We start from the raw sequence: 15,260 nt of genomic DNA, 5'->3' as shown, positions 1-15,260 counted from the left end.
TCCGAATTCACCTCTTGCAAATGTAAAAGCACTAGTAGAAGCCAGAGATGAATACTATTCCTGATTTTTCTGGCTTTTTATTTTCATATATAGTAACTGCTGGCAACAAACTAATAAGACTGGGCCAAAGATATGAACATGGTATCTGCTGAAATCAATCCCAATTTTAAAAAACTGGTCTCACAGACGCCGGTCTATGTTTTTCTGTGGAAACCTGAAAACAACTGGCCAGTGGAATATGTGTCAGAAAATATTTTGCAGTTTGGTTATGCAAAAGAAGATTTCGCATCTGGCAAAATAAATTACAGCGACATAATCCACCAGGATGACTTGGAAAAGGTCAGGAAAAAATTTAATAGAAATTATAAAGGCGGGCATTCAAATATTTCCTTGCAATACAGGATACAGACAAAATCAGGAAATATTCGTTGGGTTAACGGAAAAACCTTTATTCAATGTGATGAAAATGGAAAACCTAACTATTTTTTGGGTATAATTGTTGATATTACCGATCAGAAAAAAAGAGAAGAGCAGCTTCAAGAAACTCTTGCGATAAAAGATGAACTCGAATCGATCATCAACAACAGTCCTGTAGTTGTGTTTCAATGGAAATCAGAAAGTAAGCTTGAAGAGAAATGGCCTGTAGAATTTGTATCGGATAACATTACCCGTTTTGGTTATACATCAGATGAATTCTATTCAGGAAAGTTCCAATATGGTGACATTATTCATCCGGATGACCTGGAACATGTCCAGTACGAACTTTGCAAACGTAGGGAAAAAGGTCATAGTGATTTTTCCCAGGAATACAGGATTATCACCAAATCCAATGAAATCCGATGGGTGGATGAGAGAACATTTATCCAGCGAAACGAAAATGGTGAAGCAGTTTCCTATCAGGGTATAATTGTAGACATAACCGAGAGAAAACATACAGAAAATCTTTTACACACAGAACATGACATTGCACTTCTTTTGAATGCTCATGATGACCCTGAAGAAGTTTTCAATCAGGTACTTGAATTGACTTTAAATATAGGTATTGTTGATTGTGGGTGTATCTATCTTGCAGACGAAAAAGGCGATCTTAATCTAATAACATCTATGGAATTGTCTACTGATTTTGTATATAGTATCTCATACCTGGATTCAACTTCAATCCTTAACAGGATTATAATGACAGGTCAGCCGGTTTACAAGGATTATTCAGAAATACCGTTAAAATCGGATTTTTCAATAAGGAAAAACGAAAAATTGCGTGCAGTGGCACTCATACCAATAGTTTGTAATGGTGAAATTCTTGGGGCATTAAATCTGTTCTCACATATATATGATGAAATACCTACTGATGTTCGCACATCAATCGAAACTATAGCTGCACAGCTAGGAGGATTTATTGTTCGTATAAAAGCAGAAATTGGTGTCAGAGATCTCTATTCTTTAATAGAAATCAATAAACACTATTCTGATATTTAATAATGAGTTGATTGATTTGATTGAAGGCTTTCTAAATGAAATATAAACTATCAGCATTTTCAAACGATGACTATTCCACATTAGGTAACAAATTGGCTATATGTTATGTTGTAAATTCACTAGATGAAATATCCGATTGTTATAGGATTCATATAAATGAATCTTCAGGAAACCTTGAGGTTGATGTATATGTTAAAATCAATTCTGGATTACTAATAGATGATATGGATTTTATCGCCAACAAAGTCAAAGAGTACTTAATACACTATTTTGAAGATATTACAGATGTAACCACCCACATCAACCAGGCTGAAGAGTAAAAAAGTGAATGTTAATCGTCGACCCAGTCAGCTTCAAGTTTTTCTAATTGCCTGGTTACATTTGTTTTTATTTCCATTGGGGAGGGGTAACTATCTATAATTCTGCCGTTTTCCATGAATTTGCGCAGCATGGGTTCCATAATATGTCCACATTCACAAACTGGTTTATCTTCATTGTTCCATTGTTTCATTTTATATTTAAAGCATTCAGGACAACGATAAGCCTGCTTTTTATTACTGAATTTTCCTCTTTTTGCGGAAGGTTTTCCTTCAATTTCCACAATGTCCATTGAATAGTCGATTGTGCTGGCATTGGATATAGTAGTACCCACACCAAATGCATCAACACCGGCTTTTCTCAATCCCGGAATAATATATTCATTTATGCCGCCTGATGTGATGATTTTAACATCCACACCTCTGCATTTCAGTTCCCATTTTACTTCCTGTGCGATTTTTCTAAGGTCTCCTCTCCTGGAAGTTGGTGTGTCAAGCCGGACACCGTAAAGATTATTGCCCATTGCTTCAGCTGCCATAAAAGACTCGACAGTTTCATCATAATATGTATCAACAAGTGCAATCCTGGCGATGTTGTCTGATAACACTTCATCAAAGGCTTTGAATGCTTTTTTTGGATTTCTGAATATAATGCTGAGAGCATGAGGCATTGTACCCCTGGGTTCAATTCCTACTTCCCTGGCACCAGCTATACATGAAATGGCATCACATCCACCAATATAGGCAGCACGGTCGATTACAGGAGCTATACCGGGATGCATTCTCCGGATTCCAAACGACATCACATTACAATCTTTTGCCGCTTTTTTAACTCTGGCAGACTTTGTAGCCACTCCTGAAGGATGGCAGACCAATCCAAGTACAGGTGTTTCATAAATACAGAATTCTTTGTACGACCCTTCAATATACATAACAGGTGTATTAACACCGTCATCACTCTGTTTTCTGAATGCAGTACCTTCAGGGAGTGCATAAACATCAACATTTTTACCTTCAAGTAGACTTAATACTTCATCCAGTCCAGCAAAAATACCCCATTTCCATTCATCTGGTAATGATGATGCAGTAAATTCAGCAACTACATTTTCATGCCCAATTTCCTTTTTATTAAAAATTTCCATTACATTTTCAAAATAAACATCGGTTGTTTTCCCACTGCGTATATCTTCCTCACTTGCTAAATGAAATCCTGGCATCGTATCCAACTCTATTATCCTTATATCGTTATGGAAACAAGAAATGTTCATGAATTAAATAATTATTTAAAATTGACTACTAATAAGTTTGGTATTTGAATCATTGTCTACGTTTCCAGATGGTACCTTCAGGAGTATCTATTAAATGGATGCCGTGTTTTTTCAGGTTTTCGCGAATTTTATCAGCAGTAGTAAAATCTTTTATTTTTCTTGCTTCATTCCTCTGTTTGATAAGTTCCTGTATCTCTTTTTCAAGGGGTTCTTGGTTACTGAAATCCATTATACCAAGTATATTATCAATTTCTTTGAGTAAATCCAGTAAAATCTCTGCATCCTGTTGTCCTATATATGATAGGGATTTGTTAATGGTTTTTACAGCATCGAAAAGGACACCGGTTGCACCTGCAATATTAAGGTCTTTATCCAATTCTTCAAGGAAGTTATCTTTAACATTTTCTGCAAACTTACCAGATTCAAAGTCGCCGTTTTCATTTTCGATATTTTTCAAGTTAAAAATCAATTCCTGTAACCTGTTAATAGCGTTCTGTGCTGCCAGCAGGCTTTTGAAAGTGAAATTGAGTTTTTGTCTGTAATGGGTTGTAAGCAGAACATATCGTACAGCTTCGGGGCTATATCCCATATTAAGGATGTCTGGAAGGGTATAGATATTGCCGAGGGATTTTGACATCTTTTCTCCTTCAACCAGAAGATGAGTTACATGCATCCAATAATTGACGAATTTCTGTCCAGTAGTGCCTTCGCTCTGGGCAATTTCACATTCATGATGAGGGAATTTATTATCTTCACCACCTGTATGGATGTCTATAGTTGATGCCATATTTGGGTGAAACTGCTTGTTGAAAGCATCTGTAAGATATTTTAATGACATCGCGGAACATTCAATGTGCCATCCGGGGTAACCTTCACCCCATGGAGAGTCCCACTTCATGATATGGTTTTTGTATTTGGAGTGTGAAAACCAGAGAACAAAATCTTGGGGGTTGCGTTTATAGGGGTCATCTACTGCACGTTGCTGGGCTTGTAATTTTTCTAAAACATTACCTGAAAGTTTCCCATAATCCGGGAATTTTGTAACATCAAAATAGACATTCCCTTTAACAACATATGCATATCCATTATCTACAAGTTTTTCAATGATTTCTATCATTTCATTGAGGTGTTGGGTTGCACGTGGGTATACATCTGCTTTGTCTATATTCAGAGTTTCAAGGTCATCCATAAATGATTGTGTGTATTTGTCTGCTATTTGCCAAGGATCGAGTTTTTCCCGATTTGCAGCAACCTGCAGTTTATCTTCACCTTCATCAGCATCAGATGTCATATGACCCACATCAGTGATATTCATGACCTGGGTGACCTTGTATCCTCTCAGTTTTAAATAACGTTTCAGAAGGTCAGCTACCAGAAAACTTCGAATATTTCCTATGTGTATCCTGCTGTATACCGTAGGACCGCAATTATACATCTTAACAAATCCATCGTGAACTGGAACAAAAGGCTCGATATCATTAGTAAGTGAATTGTAAAGCTTGATGCTCATAATGAAAAAAGTCTTTTAGGTTGTTATATAAGGTTTGTGCTCCACTTGTTATGGGTAATTTCCAATCGTTATATTTATTCAGATAGCAGAATTAAAATATAATGACGAAATATGACATTAAGTCTTATATAACCCAACTTATAATAAATTACATGCAACCATCATGATTGAATTACAACTACTTTAATTAGACTCTAAATTAAGGTACAAGGGTGGATTTTTTGTTAAAAAATATGGATAATAATGACCTTAATGAATTTATACAGGATATAATAAACGGCAGAAGTTTATCAGGTTCTGAAATAGAGTATCTTTTAACCACTAACGACCGGAAAGAAATTGATAAATTGCATCAGATATCGAGAAAGGTAAGAGACAAATTTACCGGTAACAGGGTGTTTTTGTACAGTTTTATTTATTTTTCAACATACTGTAAAAATGAATGTTCCTTTTGTTATTATAACAGGTTAAACAATATCCACAGGTATCGTTTGAGCAATGATGAAATCCTTAATATCTGCTCCTCTTTTAAAGACAAACATATTCATATGATAGACCTGACAATGGGTGAAGACCCATATTATCATAACAACCCTCAGTTACTTGTTGATATGGTAAAAAATGTGAAAAAAGAACTAAATCTACCAATTATGGTATCGCCAGGAGTAGTGGACAATGATACTTTGAACAAACTTCATGAATCAGGTGCAAATTTCCTTGCACTTTATCAGGAAACATATGACAAAGAATTATATGAAAATATGAGAGTAGGTCAGTCTTTTGAAGACCGAATTAATGCCAGACGGTTTGCCAAGAGTATAGGTTTCTACGTTGAGGATGGCATCCTTTCAGGAATTGAATCGAATACTAAATCCATAATAAAGTCACTAAGAGGGATGGAAGATAACAATCCTGACATGGTGAGAGCTATGACATTTATTCCCCAGGAGGGTACACCACTTGAGAACCAGGGACAATATTCCAGTGAACAGGAGTTAAGAATAATAGCGATATTGAGGTTGATGTTTCCTGATAAACTAATACCGGCGTCACTGGATATAGAAGGAATCAATGGTATGGTAAAAAGATTGAATGCAGGAGCCAATGTTGTAACCTCAATAATACCATCCAATACAACCCTTGAAGGAGTTGTAAACTACGACAGGGACCTAGAAGAGAGAACCAGGAACGTGGAAAACGTTTTGTCTAGATTGAAGACCATGGGAATGGAGCCTGCAAAACAGTCTGAATTCAATCAAATAATTGGTTTGTAAAATGAAAACGCTAGCTATAATAGGTGGAAAACTTCAAGGATTTGAAGTAACCTATCTTGCCAAAAAAGCAGGTATAAATGTTTTATTGATTGATAAACATGATTGTCCACTTATTAGAGGACTCGTAGATGAATTTGATTGTTTTGACGTCACAGAAAATCCTGAAAAACTCATCGAAATATCTCAAAATGTGGATGCGATTTTACCGGTAAATGAAAATCAAGTGACAATTAATTTTTTGGAAACAACGGTTAACGCTCTATATTGTCCTCTGATTTTTGATTTTGATGCATACCGTGTAAGTAATGATAAAAAGAAATCCAAGGAATATTTCAAATCAATAGGTGTTCCAACACCAATGGATTATCCCTGCAGGTTGCCGTGTATTATAAAACCGCTTTGTGAAAGCAGTAGTATAGGAGTTTCTATAATTCATGATTATGAAAATCTGGACATTAATGCAAATGAACTTAAAATAATAGAGGAATTTATAGAAGGTGATGTAATATCCCTTGAAATAGTAGGTGATGGGAGGCATTTTTCAGTTGTAAAAGAAACCAAAGTTCATACTGATGAAAAATATGATTGTCACATGGTAACTCCTTTTGGTCACAATTCTGAATTCCGAAAAATAGCTTATAATCTGGCATCAAATCTGAAACTGAAAGGTATAATGGATGTTGAAGCCATAAAGAATTCAGATGATCTGAGAATTATTGAAATCGATGCCCGTTTCCCGAGCCAGACACCAATTGTGGTGTATCATTCAACAGGTATCAACCTTCTGGTTCTTCTGATGCAGGCTTTTTCCAGTGGTGTCCAGGAAATTGAGACTGTATCTCAAAATAATTATTGTATACTTGAACATATAATGCTCAAAAATGGGCAACTGATTCCGGTGGATGAACAAATCTTATCCAATGCTACTAATTATTCATGGTTTTATAATTCTGAAGGACTGGAAATTTTCAAATGTTATGGTGATTATCCTGCTTTTACAATGATTACATGGGGTATAGATGAATTAACAGTAGATGAAATGAGAGATAAGGGTTTTTTTATTATTAAAAATAAGCATCTAAATCAAGATGTAATAATATTATGAGGCATTAATATGGCACTATTAACTCCCAATGAGTTGTATAATGTATCTCAGGAATTTGAAAAAAATAATAACATTGTTAAAAGGGCAACTGGTTTAAGTATTGAAGATATCTGCGAATCGGTGTATAACACAAAACTCGGTAGTGAAAAAATCGGGATTATCCCTATAACAGCAGGTAACGGTATTATTGGTAACTTTGCAGAATCACTATTTACAATCACAAATTATCTGGAACTTGATGGATTTATTACAGAGCATACCGATGTTGCAGGATACTATGAGGCAATCAAACAATATGCTGACATTCTTTTGATGGCTGATGATTACCTTTTCATCGCACACAACCTCAAAAATGGTAAAATAGCAACAAACCATGTTTGCACAGGGGTAATTTATGCTGAAATAGCATCCAGATGCAATTATGCGGATACAAAGGATATTCTTGTTATAGGTCTTGGAAAAGTAGGTTACGCTGGAGCTTCACATCTGATAAAAAAAGGCTTCAATGTATATGCCTATGACCCGGATAAAATGGCACTCGAAAAAGCTGTAAGTGAACTGGGAGTTCGTCCATATGATATCTATAATAACGGCAAACGGTTCTGTATGGTTTTTGAAGCCACCCCTAATGAAAACACTATTACCGAAGATATGATTTCAGAAAGGTGTCTTGTCTCAACTCCGGGAATTCCTTGTGGACTCAACCCTGAACTTGGAAAAAATTATGATGTTGATTTGGTTATGGAACCTCTTTTAATAGGAGTCACCTCTATGCTCTATTCTGTAGTTTAATATTAGATATTGACTTATAGTTTAAATAACTCATAGTAATAATTCTGAATGTAGTAGAATAAACAGTAACACTTATGTGTGATAACTATCATATATTATATAAATACTAAAAAACCGTGATATTGTTGCAAAACCAGAAAAACCTTTCTAAAAGCCATTTTTTTTGGTATAGAGCTTTTATTGGTTTTTATTTAGAATATAAAATCATATGAAAACTTGGATTTAGTAACACTTATATATTATAAAGTTGTATCATATTGTAAGATTAATTCAATATTGTGAAAATTAGAACTTATAGAAAAGTAAAAATAACCATGTAAAAATAAGAACTACTTCAATTATGGTGGAATAACTATTTTGATGACGGAAAATGACTCTCCATTTAGTATAGAATTTTCTAATATAAACTTACTAGGATGGAGATATCAGTTCGTAAAAGATTCGGTTACAGGTTGAAATAATATAATCTATTCTTCCGTTCAGTCGGAACCTATAAAATGAAATAGGAGTGTGAATTATGAGCAAACTCAAATATGACCACATATTTACCTCAGAAGCAGTCGGTGCAGGACATCCGGATAAAGTATGCGATCAGATATCTGATGCAGTTCTGGATGCATGTCTGGCAGCCGACACGAATAGCCGTGTAGCATGTGAAACACTTGTTGCGTATGACCTTGTGATGAATGCAGGTGAAATAACCTGTAAAGGAATGGAACAGATAAATACAGAAAAGATAGCACGTGATATTATTCGTGATATAGGATATGACCATGAAGACCTCCTTTTCTGGGATCAGTCCTTCGAATACATGTCAAAAATCCATGAACAATCTCCTGACATTTCAATGGGTGTAACCGAAGGCATGGGACTGTATGAGGAACAGGGTGCAGGTGACCAGGGTATGATGTTTGGTTATGCAACCAATGAAACACCTGAATTCATGCCTGCTCCAATAGCTTACAGTCACAGGTTGCTCCAGTATATTGATTCTGTCCGTAAAGAAGGTAAACTTTCTTATCTGAGACCAGATTCCAAATCACAGGTTTCTGTGAAATATGTAAACGGAAAACCAGACCATATAACAACAGTAGTAGTATCTCAACAGACAGATGATATATCACTTGAGAAAGTACGCAGTGACATTGTAGACCTTGTCGACGAAGTACTAGAACCAACCGGGTTGTTAAGGTCTGATACACAGTATTTCATCAATCCAACAGGATCATTTGTTCTTGGAGGACCCTATGCAGATGCAGGACTTACAGGACGTAAGATCATTGTGGATACCTATGGAGGAGTAGGTAGCCATGGTGGTGGAGCTTTCTCCGGTAAAGACCCATCTAAGGTTGACCGTTCAGCAGCATACTATTCAAGATATGCAGCCAAAAACATCGTAGCAGCAGGACTTGCTGATAAATGTGAAATCCAGGTAGCTTATGCAATAGGTGTTGCCAAACCACTTAGTATAAATGTTGATACTTACGGTACAGGAGTAGTGGAAGACCAGGAAATCCAGAATGTACTGGAATCCGGTGAAATCTTCGATTTCCGACCCTCTGCCCTGATAGAAGACCTTGGATTGCTGAATCCAAAAGGCTGGTCATACAGGCAGGCATCAACCTACGGTCACTTTGGCAGAGATATGTTCCCGTGGGAACAGCTTGACAAAGTAGATAACCTTAGAGAAAAATTCAATCTCAACGTAGTAAAATGATTATATCTAAATAACAATCATCACCGGTTCAGGCCGGATATCAGGATTTGGACGATATAAAGGATAAATACAATAATTATAGGTGAAAAAATGACTAAAAATAATGATTACAAAATTAAAGATATAGGTCTGGCTGAGTTAGGCCGTAAACAAATAAATATGGCTGAAAAAGAAATGCCAGGACTTATAGCTACACGTGAAAAATATGGTCCACAAAAACCACTCAAAGGAGCGCGTGTCAGCGGCAGTCTTCATATGACTGTTCAGACTGCAGTCCTTATCGAAACACTGGTCGAACTCGGTGCTGATGTACGTTGGGCATCATGTAATATCTTCTCAACCCAGGATGAAGCTGCAGCTGCAATAGCAGCAGAAGGAATCCCTGTTTTTGCTTGGAAAGGTGAAACAATTGATGAATACTGGTGGTGCACCAAACAGGCACTGACCTGGCCAGATGGTAAAGGTCCAAACCTCATTGTAGATGATGGTGGAGATGCAACTCTTATGATGCATCGTGGATATGAGGCAGAAGATAACCCCTCCATCCTTGATGAACCAACTGAGAACAAAGACCTTATAGCCCAGAATAAGATACTGAAAGAAGCACTAAAAGAAGACCCACAGTTCTGGCACAAAGCAGTTGCAGACTGGAAAGGTGTTTCTGAAGAGACAACTACCGGTGTTCACAGATTGTATCACTGGGAAAAGAATGGCGACCTTCTTGTACCTGCAATAAATGTCAATGATTCTGTTACAAAGAGTAAATTCGACAATATCTACGGCTGCAGGGAATCACTTGTTGATGCCATAAAACGTGGTACAGATGTGATGATTTCAGGTAAGGTTGCTGTAGTTTGTGGATATGGTGATGTAGGTAAAGGTTCTGCTGAAGCGCTTGCAAACCACAAGGCAAAGGTGATTGTGACAGAATCAGACCCAATCTGTGCACTTCAGGCGTTAATGGAAGGATACTCTGTTATGACGGTTGAAGATGCACTCCCATATGGAGACATATATGTAACAACCACAGGAAATCGTGATGTCATCACAACCGAACACATGTCAAAGATGAAAGACCAGGCAATCGTCTGTAATATAGGTCACTTTGACAATGAAATACAGGTTGATGAACTGAACAAAATGGATAATGTAGAAAAAGTCGAAATCAAGCCACAGGTAGATGAATACAAATTCCCTGACGGTCATTCAATCTATCTGCTTGCAGAAGGTAGACTTGTCAACCTCGGACTTGCAACAGGTCATCCAAGTTTTGTGATGTCAAACAGTTTCACAAACCAGACACTTGCACAGATAGATCTATGGGAATCTCCAAAAGATATCGGTGTCTACCGATTGTCAAAGGTACTGGACGAGGAGGTTGCAAGGTTGCACCTTGATAAACTGGGTGCAAAACTGACCAAGATGACACAGGAACAAGCGGAATACATCGGTTTCCCTGTTGAAGGACCACACAAACCAGAACATTATCGCTACTAAATACAAATTGTGGAATTTTTGTAAGGAGGGTTATAATAGGGGTAGGACCCTCCATTTTTCCGCTTAATAAATTCTGCATTATGGTAAATTAATGCGGCATTAAAAAATTAATTATCAGTACAACCTATAAAATTATTTTATTTCAAAGATAAAAACAGGAGGATATTATGAATAAACCTACACAGGAAAATAATGAACAAGATTTTGGAAAAAAACCAACAGAGACCAGAGATTCAGACCATTATCAGGAAGAATATGTAACTGGATTTGTTGATAAATGGGATGAACTTATCGATTGGGAAAGCCGTGCCAAAGGTGAAGGAGATACTATAATTAATATTTTGAAGGAAAGAGGTGTCAAAAAAGTACTTGATGTGGCGACAGGTACAGGTTTTAACTCTGTTCGTCTACTTCAGGCGGGTTTTGAAGTTGTAAGTGCTGACGGCAGTCCTGAAATGCTTGTCAAAGCCTTTGAAAATGCCCGTCAACACGGTTATTTAATGCGAACTGTACAGGCAGACTGGAGATGGATGAACAAAGATATCCATGAAGAATTCGATGCCATCATCTGTCTGGGTAACTCATTCACACACCTTTTCAATGAACATGACCGCAGAAAGTCACTGGCTGAATTCTACGCACTGTTAAAACATGACGGAGTGCTACTGCTTGACCAGCGTAATTATGATACCATACTGGATCAGGGTTATTCAAGTAAGCATGCTCACTATTATTGTGGTAACAGTGTATCGGTGTATCCAGAACATGTAGATGAGGGACTTGCTAGGTTTAAATACGAATTCTTGGATGGTTCAGTATATTATCTCAATATGTTCCCATTGAGAAAAGATTACACCAGAAGACTTCTGCATGAAGTCGGTTTCCAGAAGATAACGACTCTTGGCGACTTCAAAGAAACCTATAAAGAGGATGAACCTGATTTCTTCTTCCACATTGCGGAAAAAGAATACAGAGAGGATGAAGAGGTGCAATAAAAATGTCTAAAAGTGAAAAAACCGCTGTAGATAAAGCACAGGAATATTACAATAGTGAAGATGCCGACAATTTCTATTTCACTATCTGGGGCGGTGAAGATATCCATGTTGGTCTTTATCAATCAGATGATGAATCAATATTTGATGCCAGTCGCCGTACAGTTGAGAGAATGGCCTCAAAAATAAACAATTTGGATAAAAATAGCAAAGTGTTGGACATTGGTGCTGGTTATGGGGGAGCTGCCCGTTATCTTGCCAGAAACAATGGATGTCAGGTAGTTGCTCTGAACTTAAGTGAGGTAGAAAATGAACGCGATCGAAAGATGAATAAAGAACAGGCTCTCGACCATCTTGTAAAAGTTGTAGATGGCAGTTTTGAAGAATTGCCATACCCTGACGATTCATTTGATGTAGTGTGGTCCCAAGATTCAATACTTCACAGCGGCGAACGTGAACAAGTTATAAAAGAGGTTGCACGTGTTCTGAAAAGTGGAGGTAATTTCATATTTACCGACCCAATGCAGACTGATGATTGTCCTGTCGGAGTGCTGCAACCAATCCTTGACCGCATACATCTGGAGTCACTTGGTTCACCGGGATTCTATCGCGAATCTGCCAATAAATATGGTATGAAAGAAATAGAATTCGAAGAGCATGCATCTCAATTACCAACCCATTATGGCAGAGTCTTAAAAGAAACTGAAAGAAGAGAAGATGAGCTATCCAAAGTGGTTAGTCAGGAATACATCGATAATATGAAACAGGGTCTTCAGCATTGGGTAAACGGTGGTAAAAGCGGATATTTAACATGGGGTATATTCCATTTCCGTAAGGAATAATTGGATATATTGCCTTTGTTTTCTTTATTTAAAAACAAGAAAAACCTATAAATCAAAAACAAGGAGTAAAAACAATGGACAAAGCTTTAATTTGCGGGTCGTTTGCCTTTGACAACATCATGGTATTTAATGACCGTTTCAAGAATCATATTTTGCCTGACAAAGTACATATATTGAATGTATCATTCCTCGTTCCTCAACTGCGGCGTGAGTTCGGTGGTTGTGCAGGAAATATAGCCTACAATCTCAAACTGCTTGGTGGGGACCCGCTCCCAATGGGTACAGTTGGTACTGATTTTGAACATTATGCACAGTGGATGGATGACCATGGTATCAGCCGGGAATATGTAACAGTATTGGATGATACATTTACAGCTCAGGCGTTTATAACAACAGATATGGACGACAACCAGATAACAGCCTTCCATCCAGGTTCAATGGATTATTCGCATTACAACTCAGTACTTGATGTAAAAGACCCGGCAGTAGGTATTGTAGCACCCGATGGTAGAGATGGTATGATTCAACATGCATCAGAATTTGTGCATGCAGGAATACCTTTCATATTTGACCCTGGTCAGGGCCTACCTATGTTTGATGGTGATGAACTAATGAACTTTATCGACCAGGCTACATGGCTGACAGTTAATGATTATGAATGGCAACTCATACAGGAGCGAACCGGTAAGACACAGGACGAAATTGCTGAATATCTGGATGCTTTAATAATTACAAAAGGTCCAGAAGGTTCATTAATCTACAATAATTATGAAGTAATTGAGGTACCTGCAGCCAAACCAAGTGAATTGAAAGACCCCACCGGTTGTGGTGATGCATATCGTGCAGGTCTGCTCTACGGTTTGACAAATAACCTGAACTGGGAAATCACAGGAAGAATCGCATCATTGATGGGTGCTATAAAAATAGAGCATCAGGGTACCCAGAACCATCGGTTTGAAATAGAAGACTTCAAAAAACGTTTTGAAGAATCATTCGATATGTCATTTTAATTCAGATAGTTTCCACACGGAAACATCTGATTTTTTATTTCTGAATGTTTGAATTTCTTGGATTATAAATTTTCATTGGAATATATTTATACTGATTTTTGATAGTAGCAAATATTTACCAACCTAAATACCAATATGGTTGATTAATGCTAAAAAGAAGAAGTTCCAGTATATCACTATTACCTCTATTAATGGTTAATTTTATTGGTGCACTTGGATTTAGCATAGTTCTTCCTTTCCTTGTGTTTCTGGTCGATAGATTTGGAGGTAATTCTGTAATCTACGGGATAATAGGTGCTACATACCCTGCCTTCCAGCTAATCGGAGCTCCAGTACTTGGCCGCTGGTCTGATATCTACGGCAGGAAATAAATACTGTTGTACAGCAAGCATTTTCCAACCTGATATCCAACTCCATAAAATACAGTCCTGAAGGGAGCGAAGTCATCGTGGATATACTTGATAAGGGTGATTACTGGAAAATCAGAGTAAAAGATTCAGGTCCAGGAATACCGGATGAAGACAAAAGTCAATTGTTTGACAGGTTCAAACGCGGTAAAGCTAAAACTACTGCCGGTAAAGGTCTGGGTCTTTCTATCGTAAAAAGTATAATTGACCTTCATGGCGGCAGTGTGGATGTTGAGGATAACCCCGATGGTGAAGGGTCTATGTTCTGGATCAGCGTTGAAAAAAGCCGATAAACTCTTATACAAGTAATTTAAAAAGGTGAACTACCGCTGAGCTAAAGACCAAGTGCTTCCTGTTTCATTCTTCTTCGCTCTAAATCAAATATTTAGAGTTATTCTTACATTGCCTTTGTTGATGTCTCTATGAAATTGTCATCAATTATACACTTTAAGCCTATATCCATAATTAGACCCGAAATTTGATAACTTTTTTAGGGCTTTGATCATAAAGCACCTATCTTTCTATAAAATAGAGGGTTTTGGGTAAAGTTCTTTTTTAAGATAATTCTAAATAATATAAAGTCAGTACTAGGTTACCGTAGTCCATATAATGGAACATTTAGACAGATAGAACCATAGCAAAAAGTAAGCACTGAAAAATGATACTGAGAGATGCTCTTTACAGAGCATTTCCTTAATTATCTAAACATATGGGGGTTCCAGAAATTCAACATATCCAATCAGGTCCGGCTGTCTGACCTCTTTAATTCCCTGAAAATGCAGTTACTTCCTCCACTATAACGTTGGATCGCCTGATCCTATGAAGATCTGCTGGGTATGATTTTTTGGAACCCTATCAAAATTATAGAATTTGTGATATTTATGAGTGCCGGTGAAAATAGATTTAATATCCCCACAGGATTCAGCATGGAATCAATCCAGCTGTACTTCTGGATAGGTATAATATCCGCCATATTGCTCAGGATTATTGTAATTGCAGAAGGGTACAGCGATTTGGCAGCGGAAATAATCTTTTATGCCGGAGTTGTAGGAT

The 15,260-nt window shown here is 37.2% G+C and carries 13 protein-coding genes and 1 pseudogene; 12 read left to right on the top strand and 2 right to left on the bottom strand.

Going from position 1 to position 15,260, the window contains the following annotated elements; translation table 11 throughout:
• Window positions 1-132 precede the first annotated feature (132 nt).
• Both ACLFMM_RS05830 and ACLFMM_RS05825 read left to right on the top strand, forming a co-directional pair.
• Window positions 133-1,476: a PAS domain-containing protein gene (locus ACLFMM_RS05830; RefSeq protein WP_410807775.1), complete on the top strand. Its 1,344-nt coding sequence runs from the start codon at window positions 133-135 to the stop codon at window positions 1,474-1,476.
• A gap of 35 nt (window positions 1,477-1,511) precedes the next feature.
• Complete coding sequence (locus ACLFMM_RS05825; protein ID WP_410807774.1) at window positions 1,512-1,796, top strand: cation transporter dimerization domain-containing protein; 285 nt, start codon at window positions 1,512-1,514, stop codon at window positions 1,794-1,796.
• A gap of 11 nt (window positions 1,797-1,807) precedes the next feature.
• Here the strand turns inward: ACLFMM_RS05825 and ACLFMM_RS05820 are convergent, their stop codons facing one another.
• The gene (locus ACLFMM_RS05820; protein ID WP_410807773.1) at window positions 1,808-3,010 is read right to left on the bottom strand and encodes a nicotinate phosphoribosyltransferase; all 1,203 of its coding nucleotides are present in this window, start codon (window positions 3,008-3,010) and stop codon (window positions 1,808-1,810) included.
• A gap of 100 nt (window positions 3,011-3,110) precedes the next feature.
• Window positions 3,111-4,571 carry a cysteine--tRNA ligase gene (gene cysS / locus ACLFMM_RS05815; protein WP_410807772.1) on the bottom strand — a complete coding sequence of 487 codons (1,461 nt, stop codon included), beginning with the start codon at window positions 4,569-4,571 and terminating at the stop codon, window positions 3,111-3,113.
• A 221-nt stretch (window positions 4,572-4,792) separates the two neighbouring features.
• On the opposite strand from cysS, the gene pylB reads away from it, so the two are divergent.
• The 10 genes and pseudogenes from pylB to ACLFMM_RS05765 all read left to right on the top strand — a co-directional run bounded on the left by pylB (window position 4,793) and on the right by ACLFMM_RS05765 (window position 14,500).
• Entirely contained in the window at window positions 4,793-5,845 is a 1,053-nt protein-coding gene (gene pylB / locus ACLFMM_RS05810; RefSeq protein ID WP_410807771.1) for a methylornithine synthase PylB, read from the top strand.
• Window position 5,846: 1 nt separating this feature from the next.
• Complete coding sequence (gene pylC / locus ACLFMM_RS05805; RefSeq protein ID WP_410807770.1) at window positions 5,847-6,950, top strand: 3-methylornithine--L-lysine ligase PylC; 1,104 nt, start codon at window positions 5,847-5,849, stop codon at window positions 6,948-6,950.
• Window positions 6,951-6,959: 9 nt separating this feature from the next.
• Window positions 6,960-7,742 (top strand): 3-methylornithyl-N6-L-lysine dehydrogenase PylD, encoded by a 783-nt coding sequence (gene pylD, locus ACLFMM_RS05800; RefSeq protein ID WP_410807769.1) that lies wholly within the window; start codon window positions 6,960-6,962, stop codon window positions 7,740-7,742.
• A gap of 517 nt (window positions 7,743-8,259) precedes the next feature.
• The gene (metK, locus tag ACLFMM_RS05795) at window positions 8,260-9,459 is read left to right on the top strand and encodes a methionine adenosyltransferase (RefSeq protein ID WP_410807768.1); all 1,200 of its coding nucleotides are present in this window, start codon (window positions 8,260-8,262) and stop codon (window positions 9,457-9,459) included.
• A 90-nt stretch (window positions 9,460-9,549) separates the two neighbouring features.
• Entirely contained in the window at window positions 9,550-10,956 is a 1,407-nt protein-coding gene (gene ahcY / locus ACLFMM_RS05790; protein WP_410807767.1) for an adenosylhomocysteinase, read from the top strand.
• Between the two features lie 167 nt (window positions 10,957-11,123).
• Window positions 11,124-11,951, top strand: coding sequence for a class I SAM-dependent methyltransferase (locus tag ACLFMM_RS05785; RefSeq protein ID WP_410807766.1), 828 nt, complete (start codon window positions 11,124-11,126; stop codon window positions 11,949-11,951).
• A 2-nt stretch (window positions 11,952-11,953) separates the two neighbouring features.
• Window positions 11,954-12,790, top strand: coding sequence for a methyltransferase domain-containing protein (locus ACLFMM_RS05780; protein WP_410807765.1), 837 nt, complete (start codon window positions 11,954-11,956; stop codon window positions 12,788-12,790).
• A 74-nt stretch (window positions 12,791-12,864) separates the two neighbouring features.
• Complete coding sequence (locus ACLFMM_RS05775; protein ID WP_410807764.1) at window positions 12,865-13,800, top strand: carbohydrate kinase family protein; 936 nt, start codon at window positions 12,865-12,867, stop codon at window positions 13,798-13,800.
• 146 nt (window positions 13,801-13,946) lie between these two features.
• Window positions 13,947-14,168: pseudogene (locus tag ACLFMM_RS05770) on the top strand (MFS transporter); the annotation flags it as partial.
• Complete coding sequence (locus tag ACLFMM_RS05765; protein WP_410807776.1) at window positions 14,168-14,500, top strand: sensor histidine kinase; 333 nt, start codon at window positions 14,168-14,170, stop codon at window positions 14,498-14,500. The pseudogene ACLFMM_RS05770 and the gene ACLFMM_RS05765, both read left to right, overlap by 1 nt.
• The last annotated feature ends 760 nt before the right edge of the window (window positions 14,501-15,260 follow it).

Origin of the sequence: Methanohalobium sp. (assembly GCF_046546175.1) — an archaeon.
GTDB lineage: Archaea > Halobacteriota > Methanosarcinia > Methanosarcinales > Methanosarcinaceae > Methanohalobium.
Note: the sequence above shows the minus strand (reverse complement) of the source record. Positions and strands in the feature narration are given on the sequence as shown.

What these genes read in the sequence shown, in the direction of transcription:
- ACLFMM_RS05830 (WP_410807775.1), top strand. Translation starts at nt 133, where the DNA reads ATGAACATGGTATCTGCTGAAATCAATCCCAATTTTAAAAAACTGGTC.
- ACLFMM_RS05825 (WP_410807774.1), top strand. Translation starts at nt 1,512, where the DNA reads ATGAAATATAAACTATCAGCATTTTCAAACGATGACTATTCCACATTA.
- ACLFMM_RS05820 (WP_410807773.1), bottom strand. Translation starts at nt 3,010, where the DNA reads ATGCCAGGATTTCATTTAGCAAGTGAGGAAGATATACGCAGTGGGAAA.
- cysS (WP_410807772.1), bottom strand. Translation starts at nt 4,571, where the DNA reads ATGAGCATCAAGCTTTACAATTCACTTACTAATGATATCGAGCCTTTT.
- pylC (WP_410807770.1), top strand. Translation starts at nt 5,847, where the DNA reads ATGAAAACGCTAGCTATAATAGGTGGAAAACTTCAAGGATTTGAAGTA.
- pylD (WP_410807769.1), top strand. Translation starts at nt 6,960, where the DNA reads ATGGCACTATTAACTCCCAATGAGTTGTATAATGTATCTCAGGAATTT.
- metK (WP_410807768.1), top strand. Translation starts at nt 8,260, where the DNA reads ATGAGCAAACTCAAATATGACCACATATTTACCTCAGAAGCAGTCGGT.
- ahcY (WP_410807767.1), top strand. Translation starts at nt 9,550, where the DNA reads ATGACTAAAAATAATGATTACAAAATTAAAGATATAGGTCTGGCTGAG.
- ACLFMM_RS05785 (WP_410807766.1), top strand. Translation starts at nt 11,124, where the DNA reads ATGAATAAACCTACACAGGAAAATAATGAACAAGATTTTGGAAAAAAA.
- ACLFMM_RS05780 (WP_410807765.1), top strand. Translation starts at nt 11,954, where the DNA reads ATGTCTAAAAGTGAAAAAACCGCTGTAGATAAAGCACAGGAATATTAC.
- ACLFMM_RS05775 (WP_410807764.1), top strand. Translation starts at nt 12,865, where the DNA reads ATGGACAAAGCTTTAATTTGCGGGTCGTTTGCCTTTGACAACATCATG.